Genomic DNA, 14,328 nt, shown 5'->3' with positions numbered 1-14,328 from the left:
CAGCGAGTAGTCAGAGGAGGAAGGAGGAGCGGTGACCGAGGGGGCCGGCATCCACGCCGGGGACCTGCCGGACGACCTGACCGCGGCCGAGGCGGGCATGTGGCAGGCCTTCCGCAACGGCAGCGTGTACGACCTGAGCAGCGGGGACGCCGTCGTGGACGATCCGCACGGCGGGCATCCCTGGGGACCCGAGCGGAGCGTCCGGGCGCGCATCATCTGCTGGCTGCTGCTGGACGGGCCGCCCGCGCTCGCGGGCCGGGTGTCCTCCCTGAAGCTGACCGGCGTGCGGGTCACCGGCACGGTGGAGCTGGCGGGCGGCACGGTCACGCCGTACATGGAGCTGCGCGGCTGCCGCTTCGACGACCAGATCCTCCTGCCCGAGGCCCGGTTCACGACCCTGCGTCTGGTGGACTGCGCGGTGCCGCGCCTGGAGGCGGCCCGGGTGCACACCGAGGGCGATCTGCACCTGCCGCGCTGCCGCTTCCAGAACGGGGTGCGACTGACCGACGCGCACATCGGCACGGACCTGTTGCTCAACCAGGCGATCGTCTACCGGGACCGCAGCGGCCGCTCGATCGCCGCGGACGGCATGACCGTGGGCCAGGACCTGCAGGCGGAACTGCTGGAGTCGCACGGCGAGCTGAGCCTGCGCAGCGCCAAGATCGGGGTCTCGCTGAGCCTGCGGGGAGCGAGACTGGCCAACCCGTACGCGCGCCTGGCCCTGAACGCCCCCCAGCTGACCGTGGGGCGCACCCTGTATCTGACCCCGGCCGGCGTGGGCAACCCGCTGCTGAGCGGGACGACCCCCGCGCGCGGGACACGCATCCAGCGCTTCGAGTGCCGGGGCGGGATACGGCTGGACGACGGGCGGTTCGGGGACGCCGTGGACCTGGAGCGGGCCCGGTTCGGCTTCACCGACGACCAGGAGCTGTCGCTGCGCCGGGTGCAGACGCCCGAGCTGCGCTTCCTCGGGGACCGGCCGCAGCGCGGGAAGGTGGTGCTGTCCGGCGCGCGGATCGTCAACCTGGTGGACCACGCGGGCAGCTGGCCGGGCCCGGGCAGCCTCCACATGGGCGGCTTCGCGTACGAGAACCTCGTACCGCAGGGACCGTTCCCGCTGACCCGGCGGCTGGACTGGGTGGCGGCGGCCACCGCCGAGTACAACCCGGAGCCGTACGAGCGGCTGGCCACCGTGCTGCGGGCGGCCGGGGAGGACGAGGACGCCCGCGAGGTGCTGCTCGCCAAGCAGCGCCGGCGCCGCGAGACGCTGCCGCTGGCCGCCAAGTCCTGGGGGTACGTCCAGGACTGGACGGTGGCGTACGGCTACCGGCCGGGCCGGGCCGCGGTGTGGATGGCGGTGCTGTGGGCGGCGGGCACGCTGGCCTTCTCGCACGCCGGCCATCCGCCGGTGAACCCCGGCGGCCATCCGTCCTGGAGTGCCGCCCTGTTCACGCTGGACCTGCTGCTGCCGGTGATCGACCTGGGCCAGGTCGGCCAGTGGCAGCTGCGCGGCGGCTGGCAGTGGCTGGCCGCGGCGATGATCCTGCTGGGCTGGATCCTGGCGACGACGGTGGCGGCGGGGGCGACCCGGCTGCTGCGGCGGGGCTGACGCCCGGTTCACCGGCACGTACGGATGCCCGGTTCATCGACATGTACGTCACATTGGTCAGGTACACCACATTAGTTGAACAATCACCTTTTACTTGTCCTTGACCGTCGGGCGTACAACCTTCCATGACTTGCCCGGACCCTCTGGCGCACGCCCGACCTGCGGACTTTCAATGGTCGACACCATGGCTCTGCTGCCGGCGTTCTTCCGCCCCACACGGATGACACGACGTGCCTCACGCCCCGCCGACCCACCGGCGGCCGGCGACGAGGCCGTCCTCGACGCGCCCGACGAACGCCTGTCCCCCGCGCTGGTCGCGGCCGGCCGGGGCGAGTTCGGCGCCGCCTCCGCTCTGCTCGCCACCACGCGCGCGGCGGCCGAGTGGGAGGACCACGACCGCTACGCCAGGCGCCTCGCGGCCTTCGCCCGCTCGCGCTCCGAGTGGTTCGAGGCCTGGCGCGCGGCCGCCCCGGACGACCCCGACGTCGCGCTCGTCGCGGCGCAGCTGGCGGTGGACCGCGCCTGGCCCTCCCCGGCCCGCGCCGAGCTGCTGCGCGAGGTGAGCCCGCTGATCACGGCCGCTGCCCGGGCCGACGACCGCGATCCGGTGCCCTGGCGGATCGCGCTCGACCACGCGAGGGGCTCCCGGGCCGGGCACCGCTACTTCGAGGAGCTGTGGGAGGCGGCGGTCCGGCGCGCCCCGCACCACTACGGCTGCCATGTGGCCGCCCTGCGCTACCTGGGCACCTCCTGGCACGGCTCGCACCGCGAGTGCTTCGACTTCGCCGACCTGGCCGCGCAGGACGCCCCGGCCGACTCGCTCGTCCAGGCGCTGCCGGCCCGGGCGGCCCTCTCCTACCTGACCGACGGCTGCGGCCCCGAGGTACCGCGCGAGCGGCTGGAGGCGGCTGCCGACCGGGCGATCGCGCTCTCCGGCCGGTTCCCGGCGGCCACACCCTGGCCCGCCGAGATCCGCAACAAGCTGGTGTACGTCCTGGCCCGGCTGGAACGCTGGGAGGACGCCCGCACCCAGCTGCGTCTGATCGGCCCGTACGCCACCTCGTTCCCCTGGGACCGGTTCTCCGACGACCCGCTGGGCCGCTTCCTGCGGCTGCGCGAGGCACTGCTCACGACCGCTCCCGGAACCACCGTGACCGAACTGCTGGCGGCACCCGCTCGACCGCGGAACGAACACCGCGGCCGAGCCCCCGCCCCCGACCATTAGGCTGGGGCGTCGTGACCACCGTCCGTCTCCCTCTCTTCCCGCTGAACTCGGCGCTGTTCCCCGGGCTCGTGCTGCCCCTGAACATCTTCGAGGAGCGCTATCGCGCCATGATGCGCGAGCTGCTGAAGACCCCCGAGGACGAACCGCGCCGGTTCGCCGTCGTGGCGATCCGCGACGGCCACGAGGTGGCAGCGAGCGCGCCGGGCATGCCCGATCCGACCGCACAGCCCGAGCGGGGCCCGGCCGCGGGCTTCGGCCCGGACCCGCTCAAGTCCTTCCACGGCGTGGGCTGTGTGGCGGACGCGGCGACCATCCGGGAGCGCGCCGACGGCACGTTCGAGGTGCTGGCGACCGGGACGACCCGGGTACGGCTGCTGTCCGTGGACGCGTCGGGCCCGTACCTGACGGCGGAGCTGGAGGAGCTGCCGGAGGACCCCGGCGACGAGGCGGGCGCCCTGGCCGAGGGCGTCCTGCGCGCCTTCCGGCAGTACCAGAAGCGCCTCGCGGGAGCCCGCGAGCGCTCCCTCTCCTCGGGCGCCGACCTCCCGGACGACCCCTCGGTGGTCTCCTACCTGGTGGCGGCCGCGATGGTCCTGGACACCCCGACCAAGCAACGGCTGCTGCAGGCGCCGGACACCGCCTCCCGGCTCCGGGACGAGCTGAAACTCCTTCGCTCGGAGACGGCCATCATCCGTAACCTTCCGTCGTTGCCCGCGTTCGAGCTGACGCGGACGCCGACCAGCCTGAACTGAGCGAACCGAGGCCGACACCCCGATGGCGAAGAAGTCGAAGAAGCAGCAGCAGTCCGGAGGCACTCCCGCGACGGTGTCCCTGACGGCGGCGGGCGTGGACTTCACCCTCCACTCCTACGACCACGACCCCGCCCACCCCTCCTACGGCGAGGAGGCGGCGGAGGCGATGGGCGTCTCCCCCGACCGGGTCTTCAAGACCCTGGTGGCCGACGTGGACGGCGCGCTGACGGTGGCGGTGGTCCCGGTCTCCGGCACCCTCGACCTCAAGGCCCTGGCCGCGGCGGTGGGCGGCAAGCGGGCGACGATGGCCGACCCCACCCTCGCCGAACGCACCACCGGATACGTCCGCGGCGGCATCTCCCCCTTGGGCCAGCGCAAGAAGCTCCGCACCGTCCTGGACGACTCGGCCGAGTCCCACGCCACGATCTGTATCTCGGCGGGCCGCAGGGGCTTGGAGGTGGAACTGTCTCCGGAGGATCTGACGAAGCTGACGGAGGCGGTACTGGCACCGATCGGGCGCGGCTGACGGGCTTACGCCAGCGGGGCTCCGTACGAGTCCTTCGGGGCCGGCCCGTGCGGATACGGCTCCTCAGGATCCCGCGGTCCGAACAACGCCGTGAGCCCCAGATGCACCAGCACCGCGGCCAACGGCCAAGCCAGCAGCGCCCCCTTCGCCCCCAGCTTCAACGGCGCCGAGAAGGTGACCCCCTTCCCCACCGCCTTCGCGTGAGCGATCACATCGGACCCGGGCCCCAGCCAGAGGCCGAGCCGCCACGCCAGCACCGACCCGAGCAGGGCGCCCAGCCCGAGTGCCACCACGAGAGGCACACCCCCACGCCGCCGGAACAGAAACACGACGACCGCGCTGACCAGCCCGAAGGCCAACCCCAGCAGCGTGAACGTCCCGTCCACCCCGGCCGCCTGCTCCCCCTCGGTGTCCTTGAGGTAGACGACCCAGCTCTTGTCGACCTCGTCCCCCACCAGCGGCACATGCGGCGCCAGCCACCACCACAGCAGCCCGAACAACACCCCGCCCAGCGCCACTGCTATCGCGATCACGACGGCTTCCCGGACTTCGGTCTTCATCCCAGGGCCGTCCTGTTCGTACTGGCCTCCCACCGGCGCCCCGGCCGGCGGCGGCGCCTGCCAGACCTGGTGCGGGGAGTCGTCGTGCGGCGGCGGAGGCGGAGTCAGCGGTGCGGTCACTCTGACATCGTGCCAGGTCGCGCTGTGGGCCGCGTCATCGGACGGCTGCCCTGCGGTACGCCCAGGTCGCCACGGCCAGCGAGATCACTCCGACCCCCGCGCAGACTCCCAGGTCAGCGAGGACGACGGCCCAGTCCGGGTGGGCCTCGAAGGTCCGCGCGTAGGCCTCCACGCCGTAGGTCGACGGCAGCAGGTCCCGGGCCAGCCGTACGATCTCCGGCATCCGGTCGGCCGGCAGCACACCGAGCAGCAGCGCCGCCGACATGCCGAGCTGCCCGAGCAGCGTGGCCAGCTCGGGCCGCGGCGCGAGCAGCCCGCAGGCGGCGCCGAGCCCGGCGAGCGCGGCCCCGGCGAGCGGAACGACCGCCACCAGGATCCAGAGGTTGGACAGCGGCAGCCCGAACAGCACACAGCCGAAGACGGCGGTCACGAGGGTCCCCGGCACGGTGAAGGAGGCGTACGCCCCCGCCGCGCCCAGCACCACCGCCGCGGGCGGCACCGGCAGCGTGGCGTAGTGGTCGAGCCCGCCGCTGGCCCGCAGCTGCCCGAAGTACTGCGACAGCAGATTGAGCGCGACGTACGCGACGACGAGCACCGAGGACCCGGCCACCACGGACTGGGCCTCGCTGCCGCTGTCGACGACACCGCGCATCATCACGGCGATGCCGACGGACTGGAAGGTCGCCACGAACAGCAGCGGAATGCGCGCCACCCGGGCCCGGGACAGCTGGGCCCGGTAGACGGCCACCAGCGACGGCCACAGCCGCGCGGGCGGTGCCAGCTCGTCCGCGGGCCGGGCCGGTTCCGGCACGGCCCGGGCACCGCCCGGCAGAACCTCCGCGGGTACGACACTCACGACGAGCTGCTCCTCTTCCCTACGGCAGCCGCGCCGCCGTCCCACAGGGACCATACGGATACGACGATCCTCGCGCTCACGCCTTCACCAGCCCCTGCCGTGCCGCCCCGCCCAGCGCCAGGTACACGTCCTCCAGGCTGGGCGTGGCGAGCGTGAAGTCGTCCAGGGCGGCGAAGGCGGCCCCGCCGGTCACCGTGGCGACGACGGCCCGGGCCTCCTCGGGTGCGAGCCGGAGCGTCCAGCGCCGGCCGGACTCCACGGCCCGTTCGCGCAGCACGGCGACCTCGGGCACGTCCAGCGGTGCCCGCTCCCGCCACACCAGCTCCACCCGCACCTCGCCGGAGACCTGTTCCTTCAGCCCGGCCGGGGTGTCGCAGGCGATGACCCGGCCCTCGTCCAGGACGGCGACCCGGTCGAGGACGGTCTCGGCCTCGATGACGTTGTGGGTGACCAGCAGCACGGTCGCACCGTGTTCGGCCCGCCGCCGGTCCACGGCCGCCCACACCGCGCGCCGGGCCACGGGGTCCATGCCGGTGGTCGGCTCGTCCAGCACGAGCAGCGGCCGCCGGCCGACGAGGGCGGCGGCGAGGCAGGCGAGCCGCCGCTGTCCGCCGGACAGCTTCTTCAGCGCCCGCCCGGCGATCGGCGTGAGCCCCAGTTCGTCGAGTACGGCGTCCCGCTCGGCGCGCGCCTGCCGTACGTCCAGGCCGCGCAGGCGTCCGGTGGTCTCGGCGGCGAGGGCGACGGTCAGCTCGTCCAGGGCGGAGGACTCCTGCCCCAGGTAGGCGAGAATCCGCGCGGCCCGCTCGGGGTGCCGGACGATGTCGTGGCCGAGGATCTCGACGCTGCCGGTGTCCGGCCGCAGCAGTCCGGTGAGCTGTCGTACGAGGGTGGACTTGCCGGCGCCGTTCGGCCCGAGCAGCCCGAAGATCTCCCCGCGCCGTACGTCCAGTTCCACGCCGTCGGTGGCCCGCACCTCGGGTGTACCCGGTGTTCCGCGCCGCCCCTTCACGGGCGGGTAGGTCTTGCTGAGCCCGCGCACGCGTACGACCTCGTCCTGCCGAAGTGCCTGTCCCGCGCGCGTACTCACAAGGCACGAGACTACGGGGTCCGGCCCCTTTACTCGCCTTTGGGGCCACTTCTGTACTTGACCGGTAAGAAAAGAACGGTCATTCCCCGGCAGGGGCGTGTTCGGCCGCCGCCGGCACGTCGACCTCCCGCCAGAACCCCGCCCGGATGGCGTAACGGTCGTGCTCGTCGATCTGGTCGTCCTTGTGGGCGAGCAGCCCGAAGCGGGCGGCGTAGCGCAGCAGCTCGCCGTCGATGCGGTGCGGGATGCGCGGGTACATCGTGGACAGCCGCTGCAGATGGCTCTGGTCGCCGAGCCGGGACATCCACCGGCGCGCGAAGACCTGCCCCACCTCGTACGGGTCGCCGCCGACCGTGGTGATGTCCTCCTCCCGGTCGGCCCACCGCTGCTCGGCGGTGGTGAGCTGGGCCAGCGTCGGCATGGAGGCGACCTCGGGCGGCTCGGAGACCCCACCCGGCCGGTCCACCCAGCCCTTGTCGGAGGACCACCTGAGGGTCGCGGTCGTCGGATGCTGCACGGCGTGCACGCCGGGTGCGCGCAGCGCGGCGAGGTCCTTGGGGGTGGGTACGCCCTTGGGGGCGGGCACCCGCTCCTGCGCTCCGTTCTCGGACGCGGCGGCCGGCGCGTGTGCACCCTCCTCGGCCGGGCTCTCGGCGGCCGTGCCGAGCGCGGACTCGGGCAGCGGCGCGGAGAGGATGGCGGCGATCTCGGGGCGGGGCGCGGGCGACGGTGCGCAGACGCCGGTCAGCTCCTTGGCGCGGACCGCCTGGGTGATCCAGGCCCGGTCCAGTACGCGCCGCTCGTCGGCCTCGGCGACCAGGTCCTCGGACTGGTTGTAGTCCCCGTCGGCGGCCTGCACGGCCCACAGGTGGACGGCGACGCCGTGCTCCTTGGCGGCCATCATGCCGGGCAGCAGGTCACCGTCGCCGGTGACCAGGACGACGTCGGAGCAGGCGCGGTTGCGGGCCAGCTCGGTCAGCTCGGCGTGCATGGCGGCGTCCACGCCCTTCTGGGCCCAGCGTCCGTCACTGCGGGTGAGGGCGCCCAGCCGGACGGTGACCCGGGGCATCACACGCAGCCGGCGGTGCTCCGGCTGGGGGACCCGGTCGGGGGCGCCGTCGAACCAGTAGATGCGCAGCAGCGGGCGCTCGGTCTCCGACTCGGCGCGTTCGCGCAATGCCTGGATCAGCGCGGCGTGGTCGACGGTGATCCGGGACCGCGAGGGCTCACCGGCGAGGAGGCTGGCGGCGGCTCCCAGCAGATACCCGGCGTCCACCAGGACGATGCAACGGTCCACGCGACTCACCCTCTTCCCTGGAGGCTTTTGCTTCGGACTTCCTTCGAGTCTGCCCGACCACGCGGGGGTTAACGGCCGGAACTGGATCTTCGGCGTGGCGTTTGCGCGTCCCGCTCGTCCACCAAGCCTGTCACACACGGTAATTATCCGACATGCGCGTGATGTCAGCTTATGTGAATCTGGTCGCGGCCCTGGCCCCTAGATCCCCCACAGGAGGCAGATCACCATGGCCAAGAACAAGAACCGCAAGGGTGGCTCGCAGAACCGCGCGCCGCAGGCCGAGCAGGCTCACGAGCACGCACAGCGGTCGTCCACGGAGGCGCACGAGTCTCCGGCGCACGTCCCGGGCAGCCCCTCGGATGTCGCTCGTAAGAAGCAGAAGAGCTTCGGCCACAACTAAAGGGCAGTTGAAGCCCAGGCACACGGAAGGGGCGTACCCGTTGAGGGTGCGCCCCTTCCCGCTGCATCCGCTCAGCCCGCCAGGCAGGACGGGCCGAGCAGCACCTTCAGGTCTCCGAAGAGCGCCGGGTCCGGCTTCACGCGGTGCCGGTCCAGGCGCAGCACCGTCGTCTTCCGCGGCCCCTGGAGCTTGATCCGGACCTCGCTCTCGCCCTTGTGGTGGCTGAGGATCTCGCCGAGGCGGCTGACCATCGGCGGGGTGACCTTGACCGCCGGGATGGTGAGGATCACCGGCGCGTTGGTGCCCGCGTTCGACAGGTCGGGCACCTGGAGCTCCATCGCGACCAGCCGCGGCACGTCCTCGCGCTTGTCGAGCCGGCCCTTGACGAACACGACCGCGTCCTCGACGAGTTGGGTCGACACGAGCTGGTACGTCGCCGGGAAGAACATGCACTCGATGGAACCGGCGAGGTCCTCGACCGTGGCGATCGCCCAGGCGTTGCCCTGCTTGGTCATCTTGCGCTGCAGCCCCGAGATGATGCCGCCGATGGTGACCACCGCGCCGTCCGCGTGCTCGCCTCCGGTGAGCTGGGCGATGCCCGCGTCGGCCTTGTCGGACAGCACATGCTCCAGACCGAAGAGCGGGTGGTCGGAGACGTACAGACCGAGCATCTCCCGCTCCTGGGCGAGGAGATAGGTCTTGTCCCACTCCTCGGTGGTGAACTCCACGTCCAGTCCGAAGCCGGGCTCGCTGGAGTCCTCCTCGCCCATGCCGCCGAAGAGGTCGAACTGTCCCTCGGCCTCCTTGCGCTTGACCGCGACCACGTTGTCGATCATCGGCTCGTACTGGGCCGTGAGCCCCTTGCGGGTGTGGCCCATGGTGTCGAAGGCGCCGGCCTTGATCAGCGACTCCGTGGTGCGCTTGTTGCAGGCGACCGCCTCGACCTTGTCGAGGTAGTCGGGGAAGGAGGCGTACTTGCCCTTGGCCTTGCGGCTCCTGATGATCGACTCCACCACGTTCGTACCGACGTTACGAACGGCTTCGAGGCCGAAGAGGATCACGTCGTCGCCCTGGGCGGCGAAGTTGTGCACCGACTCGTTGACGTTGGGCGGGAGCACCTTGATGCCCATGCGGCGGCACTCGTTCAGATAGACGGCGGACTTGTCCTTGTCGTCCTTGACGGAGGTCAGCAGTCCGGCCATGTACTCGGCGGGGTGGTTCGCCTTGAGGTAGGCGGTCCAGTACGAGACCAGGCCGTACGCGGCGGAGTGCGCCTTGTTGAACGCGTATCCGGCGAAGGGGACCAGCACGTCCCACAGGGCCTGGATCGCCTCGTCGCTGTAGCCGTTCTTCTGGGCACCGGCTTGGAAGATGGTGAAGTTCTTCGCCAGTTCGTCGGGCTTCTTCTTACCCATGACTCGGCGGAGGATGTCGGCCTCGCCGAGCGAGTACCCGGCGATGATCTGGGCGGCCTTCTGCACCTGCTCCTGGTAGACGATCAGGCCGTAGGTGACGGCCAGGACCTCTTCCAGGGGCTCCTCCAGCTCCTTGTGGATCGGGGTGATCTCCTGGAGCTTGTTCTTACGCAGGGCGTAGTTGGTGTGTGAGTCCATGCCCATCGGGCCCGGACGGTAGAGCGCGGAGACGGCGGAGATGTCTTCGAAGTTGTCGGGCTTCATCAGGCGCAGCAGCGAGCGCATGGGGCCGCCGTCGAACTGGAAGACGCCCAGGGTGTCGCCGCGCTGGAGGAGTTCGAAGGTCTTCGGATCGTCGAGCGGCAGGGCCAGCAGGTCGAGGTCGATGCCCTTGTTGGACTTCACCATCTTGACGGCGTCGTCCATGATCGTCAGGTTGCGCAGGCCGAGGAAGTCCATCTTCAGCAGGCCGAGCGACTCGCACTGCGGATAGTCCCACTGCGTGATGGTCACGCCGTCCGTGTGGCGCACCCAGATCGGGGCGTGGTCGACGATGGGCTCGCTGGACATGATCACGCCGGCGGCGTGCACACCCATCTGCCGCACCAGGCCCTCGACGCCCTTCGCGGTGTCGATGACCTTCTTGACGTCCGGCTCGTTCTCGTACATCCCGCGGATCTCGCCGGCCTCGTTGTAGCGCGGGTGCGAGGGGTTGGTGATGCCGTCGAGGTCGATGCCCTTGCCGAGGACGTCGGCGGGCATCGCCTTGGTGAGGCGGTCGCCCATGGCGTACGGGTAGCCCAGCACGCGCGCGGAGTCCTTGATCGCGTTCTTGGCCTTGATCTTGCCGTAGGTGCCGATCATGGCGACCTTGTCGGCGCCGTACTTCTCGGTCACGTACCTGATCACCTCGACGCGCCGACGCTCGTCGAAGTCGATGTCGACATCGGGCATCGAGATGCGCTCGGGGTTGAGGAACCGCTCGAAGATCAGGCCGTGCGGGATCGGGTCGAGGTCGGTGATGCCCATGGCGTACGCCACGATCGAACCGGCCGCGGAGCCACGACCCGGACCGACCGCGATGCCCTGGCTCTTGGCCCACATGATGAAGTCGGCGACCACGAGGAAGTAGCCCGGGAACCCCATCGAGATGATGGTGTCCATCTCGTACTCGACCTGCTTCATACGGTCGTCCGGGATGCCGCCCGGGAAGCGGCGGTTCATGCCGCGCATGGTCTCCTCGCGGAACCAGGTGACCTCGGTGTAGCCCTCGGGGATGTCGAACTTCGGCATGAGGTTCTTCGCCTCGAACATGCCGGTGGTGTCCACCATCTCGGCGACGAGGAGCGTGTTGGCGCAGCCCTCCTGCCAGGCGTCCGAGGAGTCGATGGCGTACATCTCGTCCGTGGACTTCAGGTAGTAGCCGGTGCCGTCGAACTTGAAGCGGTCCGGGTCGGAGAGGTTCTTGCCGGTCTGGATGCAGAGCAGGGCGTCGTGGGCGGTCGCCTCGTGCGCGTACGTGTAGTGCGAGTCGTTGGTGACCAGCGGGGGGATGCCGAGCTTCTTGCCGATCTCCAGGAGGCCGTCGCGGACCCGGTGCTCGATCTCGATGCCGTGGTCCATCAGCTCCAGGAAGTAGCGGTCCTTGCCGAAGATGTCCTGGTAGTCGGCGGCGGCCTTGAGGGCCTCGTCGTACTGGCCGAGGCGCAGCCGGGTCTGGAGCTCGCCGGAGGGGCAGCCGGTGGAGGCGACGATCCCCTCGGACCACTGGGCGATGGTCTCCTTGTCCATCCGGGGCCACTTCTGCAGCCAGCCCTCGGCGTAGGCGTCGGAGGAGAGCCGGAAGAGGTTGTGCAGGCCCGTGCTGTTCACGGCCCACATCGTCTTGTGGGTGTAACCACCGGAACCGGAGACGTCGTCGCGCTTCTGGTGCGGCTGGCCCCACTGGATCTTGCGCTTGTTGCGCCGGGACTCGGGGGCGACATACGCCTCGATCCCGATGATCGGGGTGATTCCGGCTTTCTTCGCGGTGTGGAAGAAGTCGTACGCGCCGTGGAGGTTGCCGTGGTCGGACATGGCGATGTGCGTCATGCCCATCTCGTTGCAGGCGTTGAACATGTCCTTGAGCCGCGCGGCACCGTCCAGCAGCGAGTACTGGGTGTGGACGTGCAGGTGCGTGAAGGGCGGCTTGGACACGGTGAGGCCTCCAGGGGAAACACTCGGCGACGGGTGGCGGACAGTTCTGGGGTCAGCGTCGAAGTCTATGCCTCGGGACTGACACCCGACGGGCACTCCCACGTACCTTCGTGCGTTGGAGACGGCAGAAACGCTGTCGTACAGGCACTGCACCAGGAGGCACCCCGCGATGTCGGTCCCCCAGCTCAACGACGAGCAGCGCGGCGAGGAGATCCTCGCCGTCTTCGACACCGCCTTCGGCCGGCTCCTGGCCGCCGACCCGGCCGCGTTCCGGGTGAAGTTCCGGAAGATGGCGGCCTCGGCGTTCGCCTTCTACCGGGGCACGGCGGCCCTCTTCTACCGCGACCTCGACGCCGAGAAGCGCGGCGGCCCGTACCTGGACGACCGCACCTCGCGCGTGTGGATCCACGGCGACCTGCACGCCGAGAACTTCGGCACCTACATGGACTCCAACGGCCGCCTGGTCTTCAACGTCAACGACTTCGACGAGGCCTATGTCGGCCCCTTCACCTGGGACCTCAAGCGGTTCTCGGCCTCCATCGCGCTCATCGGGTACGCGAAGGCGCTCAGCGACGAGCAGATCACCGAGCTGGTGACGATCTACGCGGCCGCCTACCGCGAGCGCATCCACGCCCTGGCCACCGGCGCCAAGAGCGACGAGGTACCGCCGTTCACGCTGGACACCGCGCAGGGTCCACTGCTGGACGCGCTGCGTGACGCCCGCTCGCTGACCCGTTTCGAGCTGCTGGACTCGATGACCGAGATCCGCGACTTCGAGCGCCGCTTCGCCCCGGGCGGCGGCTCCATCGAGCTGGACGCCGCCACCCGCTACAAGGTGCTGGCCGCCTTCGACGGCTACCTGGAGACCCTGCCGGACTCCTCCCTGGCCCGCCCGGACTCGTACCGGGTGAAGGACGTCGTGGGCCGCCGCGGCATCGGCATCGGCTCGGCGGGCCTGCCGTCGTACAACATCCTCCTGGAGGGCCACAGCGACGCCCTGGAGAACGATGTCGTGATCTACATCAAGCAGGCCCAGACCCCGGCCGTCTCCCGGCACATCACGGACCCGGCGATCGCGGGGTACTTCCAGCACGAGGGCCACCGCACGGTGATCTCCCAGCGCGCCCTGCAGGCGCACGCCGACCCGTGGCTGGGCTGGACCGAGCTGGACGGCGCTGGCCAGCTGGTCGCCGAGGTCTCGCCGTACGCGGTCGACCTGGACTGGGGCGACATCGACGACCCGGAGGAGATCGCGGCCGTCGTCGCCGACCTCGGCCGGGCCACGGCCACGATGCACGCGGCGGCGGACGACACCTCCGGCGAGTCGCTGGTGCCGTTCTCCACCGAGCGGGCCATCGACGCGGCGCTCGCGTCCGACGAGGAGGGCTTCGCCCCCCTGCTGGTGGACTTCGCGCACGGCTACGGCGCACGCGCGCGTGCCGACCACCAGATCTTCGTCGACCTGTTCCGCAACGGCCGGATTCCTGGGCTGTAACTTCGCACACTCACAGGCACCCTTTAGGGGTCTCTTACTCGCGTACGTGACAGACTCTGCTCTCGCTATGGACATATCCGGGACCCAGCTCAGAGCCGCGCGCGCGGCGCTGTTCACGGCCGTGGTCGTGACGCTCAGCACCGCGTCGCACGTCCTGCTGTCCAGGGCCCCGCTGCCGGTGGCGACCGTGGCCGCGGTCGCCGGCGGCGTGTTCCTGACCGCGTACGCGCTGGCGGGCCGCGAGCGCGGCTTCGGCCGGATCGCGGCCCTGCTGATCCCGCTGGAGCTGGCCGCGGACACCGTGTTCACCACCGGCCAGCACGCCTGTTACGGCAGGGCGGGCGGCCCGGTGGCCGGACCGCTGCGCGCCCTCGGCCTGGACGTGCTGTGCCAGGGCAGCGTGGGCACCCCGCTGGCCCAGGTGACCGGCGCCTCGGACCGCGGCTCCGGGGCACTGCTCGCGCACGCCAGCCCGGCCGCCTCCTGGCTGCTGCTCGCCGCGCACATCGGCGTGGGACTGCTCGCCGCCGCCTGGCTGCGGCGGGGCGAGCGGGCCCTGACCCAACTGCTGCGCGCGGTCGCGGCCACGACCTTCCGGCCGCTGCTGCTGGCGGTGGCCGCGGTCGCCGTACGGCTCTCCCCGGCGCGCCGGCTGCCGCGCCCGGCCCCGCGTCCGGTCGCCGCCCGCGACCGGCTCCTCGTGCACTCCCTGGGACGGCGTGGACCGCCGTGCTCACCGGCATTCGCCTGAGCACGATCAGTCCCCCATACGTATCCCGCGTACGGC

12 protein-coding genes are annotated in these 14,328 nt (G+C 71.1%); 7 read left to right on the top strand and 5 right to left on the bottom strand.

All coding sequences use genetic code 11. The annotated features are described in order from the left end of the window. Positions 1-31 precede the first annotated feature (31 nt). The 4 genes from BEK98_RS32040 to ybaK all read left to right on the top strand — a co-directional run bounded on the left by BEK98_RS32040 (position 32) and on the right by ybaK (position 4,112). Positions 32-1,609, top strand: a complete 1,578-nt coding sequence (locus BEK98_RS32040) for an oxidoreductase (protein WP_094220226.1) — start codon at positions 32-34, stop codon at positions 1,607-1,609. Positions 1,610-1,781: 172 nt separating this feature from the next. Continuing rightward, the gene (locus BEK98_RS32035; protein WP_094220225.1) at positions 1,782-2,834 is read left to right on the top strand and encodes a hypothetical protein; all 1,053 of its coding nucleotides are present in this window, start codon (positions 1,782-1,784) and stop codon (positions 2,832-2,834) included. Between the two features lie 11 nt (positions 2,835-2,845). Further along, complete coding sequence (locus BEK98_RS32030; protein WP_094220224.1) at positions 2,846-3,586, top strand: LON peptidase substrate-binding domain-containing protein; 741 nt, start codon at positions 2,846-2,848, stop codon at positions 3,584-3,586. A gap of 22 nt (positions 3,587-3,608) precedes the next feature. Next, positions 3,609-4,112: a Cys-tRNA(Pro) deacylase gene (ybaK, locus tag BEK98_RS32025; RefSeq protein ID WP_094220223.1), complete on the top strand. Its 504-nt coding sequence runs from the start codon at positions 3,609-3,611 to the stop codon at positions 4,110-4,112. A 5-nt stretch (positions 4,113-4,117) separates the two neighbouring features. On the opposite strand, the gene BEK98_RS32020 is transcribed toward ybaK, so the two are convergent. The 4 genes from BEK98_RS32020 to BEK98_RS32005 all read right to left on the bottom strand — a co-directional run bounded on the left by BEK98_RS32020 (position 4,118) and on the right by BEK98_RS32005 (position 8,035). After that, the gene (locus BEK98_RS32020; RefSeq protein WP_094220222.1) at positions 4,118-4,792 is read right to left on the bottom strand and encodes an AAA family ATPase; all 675 of its coding nucleotides are present in this window, start codon (positions 4,790-4,792) and stop codon (positions 4,118-4,120) included. A gap of 34 nt (positions 4,793-4,826) precedes the next feature. After that, positions 4,827-5,648 (bottom strand): ABC transporter permease, encoded by an 822-nt coding sequence (locus BEK98_RS32015; RefSeq protein WP_094220221.1) that lies wholly within the window; start codon positions 5,646-5,648, stop codon positions 4,827-4,829. A 76-nt stretch (positions 5,649-5,724) separates the two neighbouring features. Then, positions 5,725-6,738: an ABC transporter ATP-binding protein gene (locus BEK98_RS32010; protein ID WP_094220220.1), complete on the bottom strand. Its 1,014-nt coding sequence runs from the start codon at positions 6,736-6,738 to the stop codon at positions 5,725-5,727. Between the two features lie 79 nt (positions 6,739-6,817). Then, positions 6,818-8,035, bottom strand: coding sequence for an NYN domain-containing protein (locus BEK98_RS32005; protein WP_094220219.1), 1,218 nt, complete (start codon positions 8,033-8,035; stop codon positions 6,818-6,820). Positions 8,036-8,261: 226 nt separating this feature from the next. Here BEK98_RS32005 and BEK98_RS49145 point away from each other — a divergent pair, with 226 nt between their 5' ends. After that, positions 8,262-8,435: a hypothetical protein gene (locus BEK98_RS49145; RefSeq protein ID WP_167444303.1), complete on the top strand. Its 174-nt coding sequence runs from the start codon at positions 8,262-8,264 to the stop codon at positions 8,433-8,435. 71 nt (positions 8,436-8,506) lie between these two features. On the opposite strand, the gene dnaE is transcribed toward BEK98_RS49145, so the two are convergent. After that, the gene (dnaE, locus tag BEK98_RS32000; RefSeq protein ID WP_094220218.1) at positions 8,507-12,046 is read right to left on the bottom strand and encodes a DNA polymerase III subunit alpha; all 3,540 of its coding nucleotides are present in this window, start codon (positions 12,044-12,046) and stop codon (positions 8,507-8,509) included. Positions 12,047-12,215: 169 nt separating this feature from the next. Here dnaE and BEK98_RS31995 point away from each other — a divergent pair, with 169 nt between their 5' ends. Together BEK98_RS31995 and BEK98_RS31990 are read left to right on the top strand one after the other, a co-directional pair. Further along, positions 12,216-13,541 carry a DUF2252 domain-containing protein gene (locus tag BEK98_RS31995; RefSeq protein ID WP_094220217.1) on the top strand — a complete coding sequence of 442 codons (1,326 nt, stop codon included), beginning with the start codon at positions 12,216-12,218 and terminating at the stop codon, positions 13,539-13,541. A gap of 67 nt (positions 13,542-13,608) precedes the next feature. Then, positions 13,609-14,292 carry a hypothetical protein gene (locus BEK98_RS31990; protein ID WP_094220216.1) on the top strand — a complete coding sequence of 228 codons (684 nt, stop codon included), beginning with the start codon at positions 13,609-13,611 and terminating at the stop codon, positions 14,290-14,292. The last annotated feature ends 36 nt before the right edge of the window (positions 14,293-14,328 follow it).

This window comes from Streptomyces diastatochromogenes (assembly GCF_002242805.1).
In the GTDB taxonomy this organism is placed as follows: Bacteria; Actinomycetota; Actinomycetes; order Streptomycetales; family Streptomycetaceae; genus Streptomyces; species Streptomyces diastatochromogenes.
Note: the sequence above shows the minus strand (reverse complement) of the source record. Positions and strands in the feature narration are given on the sequence as shown.